We start from the raw sequence: 14,577 nt of genomic DNA on the forward strand, positions 1-14,577 counted from the left end.
CTGTGAGCATTTTGTAGCACCCTCCTAGTCGGTGGGACCCATCCTCGCGGTCCCGCCTTGATAGATGGCCCGTGGGGCCGACCTAAAAAACCAATAAACCACATGTCATCCTTAGGATACGTTACCCCGCAAACCATGCATTTTGCGCAGCCGCTGCCGCTGCAGAGCGGCGCTTCGCTGCACAACTACATGTTGATGTACGAGACCTACGGCACGCTCAACGCCGACAAATCGAACGCGGTGCTGGTGTGCCACGCGCTCAACGCCTCGCACCACGTGGCCGGAGAATATGAGGGCAAGCCGAAAAGCCTGGGCTGGTGGGACAATATGGTCGGTCCCGGCAAGCCGCTGGACACCGACAAGTTCTTCGTCATCGGCGTCAACAACCTCGGCTCGTGCTTCGGCTCGACCGGCCCGATGCACGTCAATCCGGCGACCGGCAAGCCTTACGGCGCGGCCTTCCCGGTCGTCACGGTGGAAGACTGGGTGGCGGCGCAGGCACGCCTGGCCGATCAACTGGGCATCAGCCAGTTCGCCGCCGTCATGGGCGGTTCGCTGGGCGGCATGCAGGCGCTGGCCTGGTCCATCATGTACCCCGACCGTTTGCGCCACTGCGTGGTGATCGCCTCGACGCCCAAGCTGTCGGCGCAGAACATCGCCTTCAACGACGTCGCGCGCCAGGCCATCCTGTCCGATCCGGATTACCACGGCGGCGACTTCTACGAGCACGGCGTGGTGCCGAAAAACGGCCTGCGCGTGGCACGCATGGTCGGCCACATCACCTATCTGTCCGACGACGACATGGCCGAGAAATTCGGCCGCAAGCTGCGCGATGCGGCCGAGGCGGGCGACTACAAGTTCGGCTTCGGCGTGGACTTCGAGATCGAATCCTACCTGCGCTACCAGGGCGACAAGTTCAGCGAATACTTCGACGCCAACACCTACCTGCTGATCACCAAGGCGCTCGACTATTTCGACCCGGCGCGCAAGCACGGCGGCGACCTGGCCAAGACGCTGGCCGGCACCAGGGCCAAGTTCTTCCTGGCCTCCTTCACGACGGACTGGCGCTTCTCGCCGGAGCGCAGCCAGGAGATCGTGCAGGCGCTGATCAGCAACCGCCGCCAGGTGACCTATGCCGAGATCGACGCGCCGCACGGCCACGACGCTTTCCTGCTGGAGGATGAGCGCTACATGAACATGGTGCGCGCCTACTACGGCCAGGTGTGGAATGAAATAAAGGATGTCGCATGAACTTCAATGAATTAAGCACCGCCCGGCCGGACCTGGCCTTCATCGCCCACTGGGTGCCGGAGAATGCGCATGTGCTGGACGTCGGCTGCGGCGACGGCGTGATGATGGACTACCTGCAGAGCGACAAGCGGTGCAGCGGCTACGGCATCGAAATCGCCGACGACAAGGTGCTGGACTCCACCAGGCGCGGCGTGCGCGTGATCCAGCAGGACATGGAAAAAGGCCTGGCCATCTTCGGCGACGACAGCTTCGACACGGTGCTGTGCCTGTCGTCGCTGCAGATGATGAAGCACGTCGAGCCGCTGCTGCGCGACATCGTCCGCGTCGGCAAGGAAGCCATCGTCTCCTTCCCCAACTTCGCCTACTGGCCGCACCGCGTGGCCCTGCTGAAGGGCCGCATGCCGGTGTCGGAATCGCTGCCGTACGAATGGTACGACACGCCCAACGTGCGCTGCGCCACCATCACCGACTTCCGCGACCTGGCCGTCGAATGCGGGCTGGACGTGATCGAATGCGTGGCGCTGGCCGAAGGCCACCGCGTATCGTTCCTGCCCAACCTGCGCGGCGACCTGGCCGTGTTCCGCCTGCGCAAAAAGGCGGACCACTGATGGCCGGCGTGGAGGCCACGGCGCGCGGCTGGCGCACCTATGTCAACGGCCGCACGATATCGATCCTGTTCCTGGGCTTCAGCTCCGGGCTGCCGCTGTACACGCTGATCTACCTGATGCAGGCATGGCTGGCCAAGTCCGGACTGGACGTCAAGGCGCTGGGCCTGTTCGCGCTGGTGACCTTCCCCTACACCTTCAAGTTCCTGTGGGCGCCGTTCATGGACCGCTACAGCATCGGCCCGCTGGGCCGGCGGCGCGGCTGGATGGCGCTGACGCAGCTGGCGCTGTTCCTCGTCATCGGCGGCCTCGGCATGCTGGACCCGAAACTCGAACTGAGCCTGATCGCCGGCTTCGTGTTCCTGATCGCATTCCTGTCGGCCAGCCAGGACGTGGTGATCGACGCCTACCGCCGCGAGATCCTGGTCGAGAACGAGCAGGGCCTGGGCGCAGCCATCGTCGTCAACGCCTACAAGGCCGCCAGCCTGATCCCCAGCGCGCTGGGGCTGGTACTGGCGGACAGCATGCCGTGGCAGGCGGTGTTCTGGATCGTCGCCGCCTTCATGCTGCCGGGTTTCATCTGCACCTTGCTGTCGAAGGAACCCGCCGTGTATGGCGCGCCGCCCAAGAACCTGCAGGAGGCCGTGGTGCTGCCGTTCCGCGAGTTCGTGCTGCGCGATGGCTGGAACCAGGCCTTGCTGATCATCGGCTTCGTGCTGCTCTACAAAATCGGCGACAGCATGGCCACAGCGCTGTCGACCAAGTTCTTCCTCGATATCGGCTTCACCACCAAGCAGATCGGCCTGGCCGCCAACGCCACCGGCTGGTGGGCAGCGCTGGCGGGGGGCGCCGTGGGCGGCATCTGGATGATCAAGCTGGGCATCAACCGCGCGCTGTGGGTGTTCGGCGTGCTGCAGGCGATCGCCATCCTCGGTTTCGCGTGGCTGGCCAGTACCGGGCCGGATCCGCTGCTGCTGAGCGCCGTGTTCGGCTTCGAAGCCTTTGCCAGCCTGGGGCTGGGCGCGGCGGCGCTGGTGGCCTTCATGTCGCGCGCCACCGACCCGCGCTACACGGCCACGCAATATGCATTGTTTTCCAGCCTGGCGGCGGTCCCGCGCACATTCATCAACTCCTCGGTGGGTTATATTGTGGCCGAAACCGGGTGGTTCTGGTTCTTTATCGTGTGCTTCATCCTCGCTTTTCCTGCGATGATGATGCTGCCGAAAATCGCACCATGGAACAGTGGAAATGAAAAAGCTTAAATTGAAGAGCGCCTTGCTGGCGCTGGCGTGCCTGGCCGGCGCGGTGCCCGGGTTGTCTGTCCATGCGCAGAACGACGGCATCCCGGTCACCAGCATGTCGCGCCTGCGCGGCATCGGCGGCGACGCCCGCCAGTTCGACCAGCAGTCCAAGCTGCAGTACGACCAGATGCTGGCCCAGGCGCACCAGAAGGACGCCGTCGCCACCGAGCGCAATCCGCAACTGATACGCCTGCGCGCCATCGCCAAGCGGCTGATCCCGTTCACCGCGCGCTGGAATCCGGACGCGGCCAACTGGAAGTGGGAAGTCAACCTGCTCAACTCGCCGACGGTGAACGCCTTCTGCATGCCGGGCGGCCGCATCGCCTTTTTCAACGGCATCCTGACCAAGCTCAATCTGACCGACGACGAAGTGGCGATGGTCATGGGCCACGAGATCGCCCACGCCTTGCGCGAGCACGCGCGCGAGCAGGCCGGCAAGAACGCCCTCACGTCGATCGGCGCGCGCATTGTCGGCGCGCTGGGCTCGGCCTATTTCGGCGTCGATCCGCGCCTGGGCGACGCAGTGGCCGGCGGCGCCGCCAAGACCGCCGCGCTGAGCTATTCGCGCAGCGACGAAAGCGAGGCCGACCTGGTCGGCCTGGACCTGGCGGCGCGGGCCGGCTTCGATCCGCGCGCCGGCGTGGCGCTGTGGCAGAAGATGAGCGCGGTGAACAAGAGCCAGCCGCTGCCCTTCCTGTCGACCCACCCCAGCGGCAGCAAGCGCATCGACGACATGAACGCGAACATGCATCTGGTGCTGCCGGTGTTTGCCCGCGTCAAGGGACTGGATCCGAACAATCTGCCGCCGTACCACTCGCTGGCGCTGCCGCGCTCATAATGGCCAAGGCGCCGCTGCCCATGCGCGACGGTGTCGCGCCCAGCTACCTGTGGCTGCCGGAAGGGCAGTGGCCGGACCTGTTGACCTTCCTGGTCGCTTACTATCCCGATGTGACGGAAGCGTCGTGGCGCGAGCGCATGGCCCGCAGCGACGTGGTGGATGGCGACGGCAATCCGCTGGCGCCGCACAGCGCCTACAAGCGCGGCATGCGCATCTTCTACTACCGCGAGCTCGATGCGGAGACGCCGATCCCGTTCGAGGAGGAGGTGCTGTTCATGGACGAGCATCTGGTGGTGGTCGACAAACCGCACTTCCTGCCGATGATACCTACCGGCCGCTTCCTGCACGAGACGCTGCTGGTGCGGCTGAAGAAAAAGCTGGGCGAGGAAGAGCTGACGCCCATCCACCGGCTGGACCGCGAGACGGCCGGCGTGGTGATCTTTTCACGCCGCCAGGACAGCCGCGGCGCCTATCAGTCGATGTTCCAGAAGCGCGTGATCGAGAAGGAGTACGAGGCGCTGGCGCCGCGCCTGCACGGCCGCGACTTTCCATTCACCTACCGCAGCCGCATGGTCGATGGCGACAAGTTCTTCATCATGAAGGAAGAGCCGGGCGAGCCCAATTCCGAAACCCTGATCGACGTCATCGAGCACCGCGCCGACTGCACCTTGTACCGGCTGCAGCCGCACACCGGCCGCAAGCACCAGCTGCGGCTGCACCTGGCGTCGCTGGGCATCCCCATCGTCAACGATGCATTCTATCCGGTGGCGCTGCCGTGCAAGCAAGACGACGTGTCGCAGCCGCTCAAGCTGCTGGCGCGCCGCATCGCCTTCACCGACCCCCTCAGCGGCGAACGCCGCGAATTCAGCAGCCGCCGCAGCCTGTAAGCGGTCAGAGGGTGTGGTTCAAGTCCACCGCGATGGTGGTGGCGACCAGGATCACCATTGTATTGCCGAGGTCGTGGTAGGCGTGGTATCCCGATTGAGTTCCAGCATCAGCCCACACCAGATCATTCAAATGCACGGTTGTACCGGTGGCGTTGTTGTTATTGGTGATGGTCAGCGTACTGCCAGTCACGAAGTGCTGCACGCCGGCGGTGCTGGCGATGGTCAGATCGTTGGGACCGGTGCCGACGAAGCTGATGTTTTCGACGCCGGTAATGCCGGTCAAGCTATCCAGGTTCAAGCTGGCGTTGGCCAGCAAAAACAACGTATCGTCTCCGGCACCGGCATGCACCGTGGCGTTGTCGGCTGCGGTGAGGCCTATCATGTCCGAACCGCTGCCGGTGGTGATGTTGGCTGATGCGTGGGCATACACGGTGTTGTTGCCGTTGCCGGTGGTGACGGTAAGGTTGTCCAGGCCCGAGACGAACGCATCGTCGCCCATGGTCACATTGCCATAGTTCCCGGTGTAAACCAGTGAATGATTGCCGAGTGTAATGGTGCTGTTGGAGCCATTGCTTACCACGGTGACGTGATCATCGCCGGCATGGTTGTAGGTGATGACCGCGCCATCGCTCAGATAGTAGGTCACATAGGTGCCCGCCCGGTCCGCAAATTCAGTAATGTTGCCGGCCTGGTCGGACACGCGCACACCGAAGTTGTCTGTCAACTGGGCCGAGATGCCGCTCAGTGTCCACGAGGCGTTGCCTGTCGAGCCGGCGCTGGTCGTCGCTTGCAGCCAGGTCGCGCCGTGGTCCAGGGTCACCTCCACAATTTCGTTGGGCAAGTCGGTGCTGTGGGTGAGGTTGCCGCCGATCGTGTTATCTCCGGAGGAGAAGGAGGTGGAGCCGGTCACGTCGGCGCCGGCGGCATGGGTATCCACGGTAACAGGATCGCTGTTGCTGGTGACGGCGCTGTCGACGCCATGAACCGTCTGCTTGACCTCGATCTGGTTGGCGGCATAAGTGCCTTCATCGAGCACGAAGCTGCTGCCGGAGCCCTCCGTCCATGCGTCCGTCGGGTGCAGCCGGTAATACCATGTGCCCGTTTCGTTCAGCTCCGCGACCTGCACCGTGACGGCCTTGGTGATATGGTCGGTATGGAACGTGGAGGACGAATTGGTGTCCGATGCGGGCGCGGTATCGGCGATGGAGAGCGCCGGCGTCGCCGGCGCCGGGTAGCTGCCGGCCGTGGTGAAGTGCAGCATCACCGTGTCGCCGGTGATGCCGGCGTTGCCGGCGGCGTCGGTGATCGTCGCACCCTGCACCGTGTAGTGGGTGCCGGCGGTGAGCGCATAGTTCAGCGTGAAGCTCAGCGTATTGCCGCTGATGTCGCTGTTCGACAGCGTCACCTGTTGGAAGCTGTTCGGATCGTCGTCGTCGGTAATGGTGACGACCGTGCCGTCGGCGACGTAGATGTCTTCATTAAACGTAAAGCTCAGGGTATTGTGGGCTACTACCGTCACCGACCCGGCGCTTTCGGCTGGCGTGCTGCTGGTCAGCGTTGGCGCGGTGTTGTCGATGGTCAAGCTCAGCGTGTCGCTGAGCGCCGTGCTGACGTTGCCAGCCACATCCGTTACGCGCGCGGCCAGCACGTAAGCGCCGTCGGCCAGGCTCTCCAGCGTGATGTTCTGGAATGAGATGTCGCTGCCGGGGTGGTGCATTTTGCCGGTGGTGGTCCCCAGCACCCCATAACCATCCAGGTCGGTGCTCTGTATCGTGTAATGACCGACCACGGCCGAGCCGTGGCTGGTGTCGATCAGCTCGATCCGGTCGCCGATGTTCAGGCCGGTCATGCCGTCGACCGCCAGCGTGACATAGGAGAAGGATCTGGTGATGTGGTCGTTATGGAGGGTGCCGGTGTCGAAGTCGCTGAGCAGCGTCAGCGCGTGGCCGCTCAGCGACACGCCGGTGTCGTAGTCGTATACCTTCGAGACTGACGACGACGCGTTGCCGGCCAGGTCGACCACGCGCACCAGCACCTTGCCGATCTGGTTCAGCGTCACGGCGGCGTTCCAGTTATTGCCGCTGACGGTGGCGTTGTCCCAGGTATCGCCGTTGCTCATCGAAATCTGAACGGCCAGTCCGCTGCCCGACAGGCCGGCAATGGTGCCGGAAATGGTCTGGCTGGCGACGTTGGTAATGTAGTCGCTGCTGCTGGTGCCGCTGTCGTTCGACAGCGCAAAGCTGCTCGACGGCGCGCTCGGCACCTGGTGGTCGTAGGTATATGTCTGGCTGACGGTGCCGCTGTTGAGCGTGTAGGTATTGCCGACGCGCGCCAGAATCTTGCTGGTGAAGGTCGAATCCTGGCCGCTGCCGAGGTTGGCGGTGTCGATGCTGCCGCTGTAGCTCCAGGTGTTGCCGCTGGCGCTGGCCTTGTGCCAGCTGGCGCCGTTGTCCAGCGAAACCTGGACGAAATCGTTGGTGCCCAGCGTGCCGGTATAGGTGCCGGTGACGACCTGCGCGTCCCAACTGGTGACGAAATCGGTGCTGCTGGCGCCGCTGTCGATGAAATGCATCGCCGCATCCACCGTCGCGCTCGGCGCGCTGTGCGCCGTGGCGGTGGTGGTGAAGAAGAACTGGCTGGTGGAACTGATGCTGTGGAAGCCGATGTCGCTGGCTACCGTGCGCAGCACGTTATTCCCCATCGTGACGCTGTAGGTCAGGCCGGCTTCCAGTGGCGTGGTCAAGGTGATGACCACGTCGGTGCCGCTGTAGTTGACCTGGCTGTCGCTGGCCGACACCGGCCGCGTATCGTGGGCGCCGACGATGCGGGTGGCCAGCCCATCCTTGGTCATGTACGTCTGGCTGTGGCCGCCGCTGATGATGAGATTGCCTTCGCCGGCCGCCATCGCCTCGCTGAAATGCAAGGTGATCGTGTTGTTACCGGTGGCGGTGACGGAAAGCAGGGTCGGCGTAGGGGAAGAGGGCATGGCATTTCTTTGGTAAATAGGCGCAACCTGTATGATAACAAGGAAACATGCCTATTTACCTTTAGGAAATTCCTATCGCCGCAGTTTTTTTGTTTGCCTACAACAAATCAGCCGTAGATGATGGTCAGCGGCGCGTGATCGGAGAATTTTTCGTCCTTGTAGATGGCCACGCTGGTGGCCTTGGCGGCGATGCCCGGGGTGGCGACGTGGTAATCGATGCGCCAGCCCACGTTCTTGGCATAGGCCTGGCCGCGGTTGCTCCACCAGGTATACTGCTCTTCGCGCGGGTCGAGGCCGCGGTGCACGTCGACAAAGCCGACTTCGTCGAAGACGCGGGTCATCCACTCGCGTTCCTCGGGCAGGAAGCCGGAATTCTTCTTGTTGCCCTTCCAGTTCTTCAGGTCGATTTCCTTGTGGGCGATGTTCCAGTCGCCGCAGATGACCACTTCGCGGCCCTCGGCGTGCAGCTGCTGCAGGTGCGGCAGGAACAGGTCCATGAAGCGGAACTTGGCTTCCTGGCGCTCCGGGCCGGACGAACCGGACGGGCAGTACACCGAGATCACCGTCAGGTTGCCGAAATCGCAACGCACATAGCGGCCCTCGGCGTCGAACTCCGGCGCGCCGAAGCCGATGACCACGCGGTCCGGTTCGATCTTGCTATAGACGCCGGTGCCGGAATAGCCTTTTTTCTCGGCATAGTGGAAGTGGCCGTGGTAGCCGCCCGGGTTGAGGAATTCCGGCGTCATGTCCGGCGCTTGCGCCTTCAATTCCTGGACGCAGACGAAATCGGCGTCCTGCGTGGCCATCCATTTGAAAAAGCCCTTGGTCGAGGCGGAGCGGATGCCGTTCAGGTTGGCGGAGATGATTTTTGGCATAAGGGAGCGGCGTAAATTTTGGAATGCGTTAGTGTAGCGTTAAAATACCGGCACTTTAAAGAAATGAGCCAACATGACTAATTCAGTGAATAACCTGCGCCAGGAATTTATCGCGTTTTCGGTCCAGACCGGTGTCTTGCGCTTCGGCGAGTTCACCACCAAGGCCGGCCGCCAGTCGCCGTACTTCTTCAACGCCGGCTTGTTCCATGACGGCGCCACGCTGGCGCAGCTGGCGCAGTTTTACGCGCAAACGCTGCTCGATTCCGGCGTCGAGTTCGACATGCTGTTCGGCCCGGCTTACAAGGGCATCACGCTGGCGTCGGCCACGGCAGTGGCGCTGGCCGGCAAGGGCCGCAACACCTCGTTCGCCTTCAACCGCAAGGAAGCCAAGGACCACGGCGAAGGCGGCACCATCGTCGGCGCCAAGCTGCAGGGCAAGGTGGTCATCATCGACGACGTGATCTCGGCCGGCACCTCGGTGCGCGAATCGGTGGATATGATACGCGCCGCGGGCGCCGAACCGTGCGCCGTGCTGATCGCGCTGGACCGCATGGAACGCTCCGGCAAGGACGGCGCGCTGTCGCCCAGTTCGGCGGTGCAGGAAGTGGCCAAGACCTACAACATTCCGGTGATTTCGATCGGCAACCTGGACGACCTGTTCAGCTATCTGAACGGCGCCGGCGCCGATCCGCAGCTGCTACAGTACAAGGACGCGGTGGCCGCGTATCGCACCCGCTACGGCATTGCATAAAAAGCTATATTGCTAGACTTTGATATTTCTATGGTGTAACCTTCTTTGAGGTACCCGGAGACAAAAAAGGCTAATCCATGAACATCGCAACACTGAAGGTGCACGGCGACGACGAGGGACTGGACGATATACGCGACGGTCTGCCGACCGAGCCGGACAGCGATTGGAAAAAGGGCGACGTGAAGCCGGACGGGCGCGTGCGCATCGATTCCGGCTTTTACGTGGCCGTCGGCACCGACATGGATCCGGATGCGCTGCTCAAGCAGATCCGTCACTACCTGGCCGAATGCCAGGCGCGCGGCATCCATTTCGAGCGTTCCGACGTGGCCGCCGAGCTGCGCATCTCGTTCACCACCGAGCGCGGCGAGGCCACGCCCAGCCTGGACTTCACGCTGGCCGACCTGACGCTGCTGACCGGCATGGGCATCACGCTCAGCATCACCGCCTGATGCGCTTTTCCGAAGACCGTCTGGCCAGCTTCCGCGCCGGCCCACAGGCCGAGCGCCGCGTCCACATCTGGGAACCGCAGGGCGCAGCCCCGCGCGCGGTGATCCTGGCGATCCACGGCGGCATGGCGCATGCGGGCGACTACGTCACGCCGGCGCTGTATTTCCGCCGCCACGGCATCGCCACCGTGGCCTACGACCTGTGCGGCCACCAGGACGCGCGCCGGGTCGACGTCCCCGGCTTCCACGTCTTCCTCGACGACAGCGTGGCTTTCCTGGCTTGGGTCAAGCAGCAGTATCCCGGCGTCCCGATCTATGTCATGGGCCATTCGATGGGCGCGCTGATCGCCACCCACCTGGGCCTGGGGCACTTTGCCGGCGACGCCGCCATCAAGGGCTTCATCCTGTCGTCGCCGTACTACGTCAACGCGATCAAGGTGTCGCCGGTGCTGCTGGCGCTGGCCGGCGTGCTGGGCGCTCTGGCGCCGCGCATGAAGGTGCCGCTGGCGCCGCTGACCGATATGCTGACGCACGACAGCGCCATCACCGCCCGCCATCATGACGATGAACGCGACGGCATCCGCGCCACCGAAATCACGGTCCGCTTCGGCAACGCGCTGACGGCGGCCCAGCAGGGACTGGCGGCGCGTATGCCGGCCTGGAAGCATCGGCTGTTCGCCGTGGTTGCCGGCGACGACAAGCTGGCCGACGCCGACGCGGCGCAGGCGATGCTGAAGTCGGTGCCGGCGGCGCTGCTGACGTATCAGCGGCATCCGCAAAACTATCACGAGAATTTCAACGAGCTCAATCGCGAGCAGATCTTTGCCGACATCCTGGACTGGATGGCGTTGCGCCCGGCGTGACATGCGCCGCCGGCCGGGCGCCTTTCCTGCTTACTCCAGCACCCAGACGTACTGCATCTGCATCCATGACTGGACCGGCTTGCCGGCCTGAGTGGCCGGCTTGAATTTGCATTTGAAGATGCCGCTGCGCGCCGCCTCGTCCAGATCGGCGTGGCCGCTGGATTTTTTGACCTTCGAGTCTTTCAGCGTGCCGTCGGCGCCGACCAGGAAGCCCAGCGTCACGGTACCGGCTTCCTGCCTGGCGATCGCCCCTTCAGGCCAGGTCGGCTTGGCGCAGTGCTCGAAGTCGGCCATGGCTTGCACCCTCTTCGCCGAGGCCTTGTCGGCGGCCGTGGCCTCGGCGTAGATCGACATGCAGGCCAGCGCCAATCCCAGCATCGGAATCGCGGCCTTCCAGTTCAGGGCCTGCGGGGCAGGGCGGCACAGTCGTTGAATACGGTCCATCAAATTTCCTCCATTGGCCGCTTGGGCCAGGTGGTGAGTGGAGAACTGGAGTCGCTCCAGTTCTGAGAGTGCAAGCGCCAGACGCCGCGGTTCGCCGAGCTGCCTTGCTGCGAAATCGTCTGCAATCAGTTCGCGTTCGATGCGGATGCGGTTCGAGATCCACCAGACGGCCGGGTGGTAGAACAGCAGCGTTTCGATCACGTTCTGCAGCAGGTTGACCAGGTAATCGTGGCGCTGGATGTGCGCCATTTCGTGCGCCAGCAGCGCCTCCAGCAAATCGGGCGGCATGCCGGCCACCAGAGCCGCCGGCAGCAGCACCACCGGGCGCCACCAGCCGGCGGTGATCGGGCTGGCGATGCTGTCGACGACGCGCAGCCGTACGGCGCGTGTCACGCCGAAGCGCGCGGCCAGGCGCCGCAGGCTGGCTTCCCAGCGCAGTTGCTGGTCGCGGTGCCGGCAGTCGCATTGCTCCGCGGCGCGGTTTATCCACAGCAGGCCGAGGATCATGCGCAGCGCCAGCACGGCGGCGCACAGCGCCCACAGGCTGACGATGTCACGCACCGAGTCGCGCAGGTCGAACGGCGTGCCGTCGCCGACGATGGTTTGCGCGGCGAGATGGATCACGTTGATATCGATGATGCCGCCGGCGGCGTCGCCGTTCAGGCGCCGATACAGTTCGATGGCCGGCCAGCACAGGCAGGCCAGCAGCGCCGAGCAGGCGGCCAGGTAGCGGTATTCGGCGCGGCTGTTACGCAGCAGCGTCAGCGCGACGGCGGTGGCGCAGCCCAGCAGCAAGCCTTGCCACAGGAAGTGCACCAGCGTCAGCCCGAGGGCGAAGATGAAGGCGCTCATTTCTTTTCTTCCTTGAGTATCTTCTCGATCTCCTCGCGCTCCTTTTTGGAGATGCCCGAGCGCAGCGCCGCCAGCACCAGCGCCTTGGCCGATCCGGCGAAGGCCTTCTGCATCAGGTCCTTCAGCAGGTTGGTCTGCAGCGCGTCCTGCGCCTGCGCCGGCGCATAGATGTGCGAGCGCTGGCTCTCGTCGCGGATCAGGATGCCCTTGGTGTGCATGATCTGCATCAGCCGCAGCACGGTGCCGTAGGCCAGGTCCGGCTTCTCTTCCAGCATGGCTTCGTGCACCTGCTTGGCGGTGGCCGAGCCGAGCGGCCACAGGGCTTGCAGCAGATCGAGTTCGGCGGCGGTCGGTTTCGGAATGGTCATGGCGTTCTCTTGTCGGCTTGCTAAAGTATTTGTAGATTAGTCTGTCTAGACAAAAATGTATACTTTAATTTTCAAGCCTGCTGTAAGGCGTTGTGCAATGTAGACATCTATGTCTAGATTGTGATGGTGAAGCGGGCGCCGCCCAGTGGCGAGTCGTCGATGGCGATGGAGCCGCCGTGCAGCGCGATGGCCCTGGCGGCGATCGCCAGGCCCAGGCCATGGCCGGCGGCGGCATGATCCTGTTCGCGGGCCAGGCGGTAGAAGGGCTCGAACACGCGCTCGCGCTCAGCGGCAGGGACGCCGGGGCCGTCGTCTTCGATGCTGATGTGGATACGCTCTTCATCGCGGGCGGCGGATAGGGCGATACTGCAAACGGCGTACTTGGCGGCGTTGCCAAGCAGGTTGTTGATGGCGCGCGCCAGCAGCCGGGCGTCGCCATGCAGCTCGCCCAGGTCGCCGGGGATGCTGGCGCTGAATTGCGCAGCGGATTCCGGCGCCGGCATGCAGGCTTGCAGCAGCGGCGCCAGCGCGAACGGCTGGCGCGGCATCGCCTGCGCATGATCGAGCTGCGTCAGGCCGAGCAGCTCGTTGACCAGCGACTTGAGCTCGTCGATATCCGCGCCCATCGCGTCGATGCGGCGCCGCATATCCGGGTTGTCGATCGCGTGCCGGTCGCGCAGCAGCTCCATGCCGAACTCCAGTCGCGCTATCGGCGTGCGTAGCTCGTGCGATACCGAATGCAGCAGATGCTTGCGCGCCTCCAGCAGCAAGCCTATGCGCTCGGCCATTTCGTTGATGCGGCCCGCCAGCGGTGCGATGCTCGATGCCGGCCTGACCTGCGCCCGCGCCGCCAGGTTGCCCTGGCCGAAATCATCGGCCACGCGCGACAGCGCCGCCAGGCCGCGTCCATGCGCGCGCGTCCACCATCCTATCGGCACCAGCAGGAACAGCGCGATCACGCCGAAGCGTATCGCCTCCATGCCCAGCGCCTGGCCGATATCAATGGGCAGATTCTGCGCGTGGATCACATCGCCGTCGCTGCCGATGTAGCGCGCGCCGTTGGTGTCGACCCGGCGGTAGAACGCCTTGCCGCCGACGTCCATCACCACCGCGCCCTGCAGCAGCGGGGCGCGTTTGTCGGCAGGCAGCGCGGACAGCGTGGCCTGCAAGGGCTGCAGCTCCAGCGTGGCCTCGGACACTTCACGCACCTTGTTCAGGCGCGGCAGCCATTCGTCGGCGGTCGCCTTGTCGATGTACTGCTCCAGCAGGAAGATCTGGCCGGCGGACTGGCGGCGCGCGATCTGCTCCAGCGGATCGCCGAACAAGCGGCTGAAGGTGAAGTAAATGACGCCGCTGGCCAGCGTGATGGCCAGCAGCACCAGTACCGCGAAATGCCGGAAAAGCCGGTTCATTCCCAGGCCGAAGGACTGAACAGGTAGCCTTCGCCCCATACGGTCTTGATGCGCTCCGGGCCACCGTCGTTGAATTTGCGGCGCAGGCGCGAGATGCAGTTGTCGATGCTGCGATCGAGGCCGTCGAATTCGATGCCGCGCATCCGCACCAGGATATCGTTGCGCGACATGACCTTGCCCGAGGCGTCGGCCAGGATCAGGAACAGTTTGAATTCCGTGCTGTTCATCGCCACCTCCTGCCCGCGCCAGAAGACGGCGCGGTTCTCGCGCGAGATGCGCAACTGGCCGATGACGATGTCGCTGCCTGCCGCAGCCGCGCCGCGCCGTTGCAGCGCGCGCAGGCGGGCCAGCAGCACGCGTGGCTGGATCGGTTTGTTGACGTAGTCGTCCGCGCCCTGTTCGAGGCCGGAGACTTCGTCGAAGCTGTCTTCGCGCGCCGTCAGGATCAGGATGGGCACGGCGCTGAGCTGGCGCAGCTGGCGGCACACCACCAGGCCGTCGACGCCGGGCAGCGTCAGGTCGAGGATCACCATGTCCGGCCGGGTGGCGCGGAAGCGGTCCAGCGCGAGGTCGCCGCGAGTCACCACGTCGACCTCGTAGTCGAATTCGTCCAGGTATTCCTTGACCAGCGCGGCGAGCCGCGCATCGTCTTCCACCAGCATCACACGCTGCATCGGGCCTCCAATTTGAGCGGTATT

At 64.2% G+C, this 14,577-nt stretch carries 14 protein-coding genes; 8 read left to right on the forward strand and 6 right to left on the reverse strand.

Annotation, left to right across the window (positions count from 1 at the left end; translation table 11 throughout):
• Nucleotides 1–102: 102 nt before the first annotated feature.
• Genes metX through ABWW33_RS04220 form a run of 5 tightly spaced genes read left to right on the forward strand, consistent with a single transcriptional unit; the run spans nucleotide 103 to nucleotide 4,882 of the window.
• Nucleotides 103–1,251 (forward strand): homoserine O-succinyltransferase MetX, encoded by a 1,149-nt coding sequence (gene metX, locus ABWW33_RS04200; protein WP_176654880.1) that lies wholly within the window; start codon nucleotides 103–105, stop codon nucleotides 1,249–1,251.
• On the forward strand, nucleotides 1,248–1,859 hold the full coding sequence (metW, locus tag ABWW33_RS04205) for a methionine biosynthesis protein MetW (protein WP_176654879.1): 612 nt from the start codon (nucleotides 1,248–1,250) through the stop codon (nucleotides 1,857–1,859). Before metX ends, metW begins: the two co-directional genes overlap by 4 nt.
• Nucleotides 1,859–3,118 carry an AmpG family muropeptide MFS transporter gene (locus ABWW33_RS04210; protein ID WP_176654878.1) on the forward strand — a complete coding sequence of 420 codons (1,260 nt, stop codon included), beginning with the start codon at nucleotides 1,859–1,861 and terminating at the stop codon, nucleotides 3,116–3,118. The genes metW and ABWW33_RS04210 overlap by 1 nt, the downstream gene beginning before the upstream one ends.
• Entirely contained in the window at nucleotides 3,105–3,995 is an 891-nt protein-coding gene (locus ABWW33_RS04215; protein WP_176654877.1) for a M48 family metallopeptidase, read from the forward strand. Before ABWW33_RS04210 ends, ABWW33_RS04215 begins: the two co-directional genes overlap by 14 nt.
• On the forward strand, nucleotides 3,995–4,882 hold the full coding sequence (locus tag ABWW33_RS04220) for a pseudouridine synthase (protein WP_353399294.1): 888 nt from the start codon (nucleotides 3,995–3,997) through the stop codon (nucleotides 4,880–4,882). Before ABWW33_RS04215 ends, ABWW33_RS04220 begins: the two co-directional genes overlap by 1 nt.
• A 4-nt stretch (nucleotides 4,883–4,886) precedes the next feature.
• On the opposite strand, the gene ABWW33_RS04225 is transcribed toward ABWW33_RS04220, so the two are convergent.
• Entirely contained in the window at nucleotides 4,887–7,868 is a 2,982-nt protein-coding gene (locus ABWW33_RS04225; protein WP_353399297.1) for an Ig-like domain-containing protein, read from the reverse strand.
• Nucleotides 7,869–7,975: 107 nt separating this feature from the next.
• On the reverse strand, nucleotides 7,976–8,743 hold the full coding sequence (locus ABWW33_RS04230; protein ID WP_176654874.1) for an exodeoxyribonuclease III: 768 nt from the start codon (nucleotides 8,741–8,743) through the stop codon (nucleotides 7,976–7,978).
• A 73-nt stretch (nucleotides 8,744–8,816) separates the two neighbouring features.
• On the opposite strand from ABWW33_RS04230, the gene pyrE reads away from it, so the two are divergent.
• From pyrE to ABWW33_RS04245, 3 genes are all read left to right on the forward strand, one after another.
• On the forward strand, nucleotides 8,817–9,494 hold the full coding sequence (gene pyrE / locus ABWW33_RS04235; RefSeq protein ID WP_176654873.1) for an orotate phosphoribosyltransferase: 678 nt from the start codon (nucleotides 8,817–8,819) through the stop codon (nucleotides 9,492–9,494).
• 77 nt (nucleotides 9,495–9,571) lie between these two features.
• The gene (locus tag ABWW33_RS04240) at nucleotides 9,572–9,943 is read left to right on the forward strand and encodes a DUF4279 domain-containing protein (RefSeq protein ID WP_176654872.1); all 372 of its coding nucleotides are present in this window, start codon (nucleotides 9,572–9,574) and stop codon (nucleotides 9,941–9,943) included.
• On the forward strand, nucleotides 9,943–10,803 hold the full coding sequence (locus tag ABWW33_RS04245) for an alpha/beta fold hydrolase (RefSeq protein WP_353399300.1): 861 nt from the start codon (nucleotides 9,943–9,945) through the stop codon (nucleotides 10,801–10,803). The genes ABWW33_RS04240 and ABWW33_RS04245 overlap by 1 nt, the downstream gene beginning before the upstream one ends.
• 30 nt (nucleotides 10,804–10,833) lie before the next feature.
• Here ABWW33_RS04245 and ABWW33_RS04250 read toward each other — a convergent pair whose 3' ends face one another.
• The 4 genes from ABWW33_RS04250 to ABWW33_RS04265 form a co-directional block, all read right to left on the reverse strand.
• The gene (locus ABWW33_RS04250) at nucleotides 10,834–12,099 is read right to left on the reverse strand and encodes a TonB family protein (RefSeq protein WP_353399303.1); all 1,266 of its coding nucleotides are present in this window, start codon (nucleotides 12,097–12,099) and stop codon (nucleotides 10,834–10,836) included.
• Complete coding sequence (locus tag ABWW33_RS04255; RefSeq protein ID WP_176654869.1) at nucleotides 12,096–12,467, reverse strand: BlaI/MecI/CopY family transcriptional regulator; 372 nt, start codon at nucleotides 12,465–12,467, stop codon at nucleotides 12,096–12,098. Before ABWW33_RS04255 ends, ABWW33_RS04250 begins: the two co-directional genes overlap by 4 nt.
• A 113-nt stretch (nucleotides 12,468–12,580) precedes the next feature.
• The gene (locus ABWW33_RS04260; RefSeq protein ID WP_353399306.1) at nucleotides 12,581–13,879 is read right to left on the reverse strand and encodes an ATP-binding protein; all 1,299 of its coding nucleotides are present in this window, start codon (nucleotides 13,877–13,879) and stop codon (nucleotides 12,581–12,583) included.
• On the reverse strand, nucleotides 13,876–14,553 hold the full coding sequence (locus ABWW33_RS04265; protein ID WP_176654867.1) for a response regulator: 678 nt from the start codon (nucleotides 14,551–14,553) through the stop codon (nucleotides 13,876–13,878). The genes ABWW33_RS04260 and ABWW33_RS04265 overlap by 4 nt, the downstream gene beginning before the upstream one ends.
• Between the last annotated feature and the right edge of the window lie 24 nt (nucleotides 14,554–14,577).

The sequence above is a fragment of the Duganella hordei genome (genome assembly GCF_040369125.1).
GTDB classification, from domain to species: domain Bacteria; phylum Pseudomonadota; class Gammaproteobacteria; order Burkholderiales; family Burkholderiaceae_D; genus Rugamonas; species Rugamonas hordei.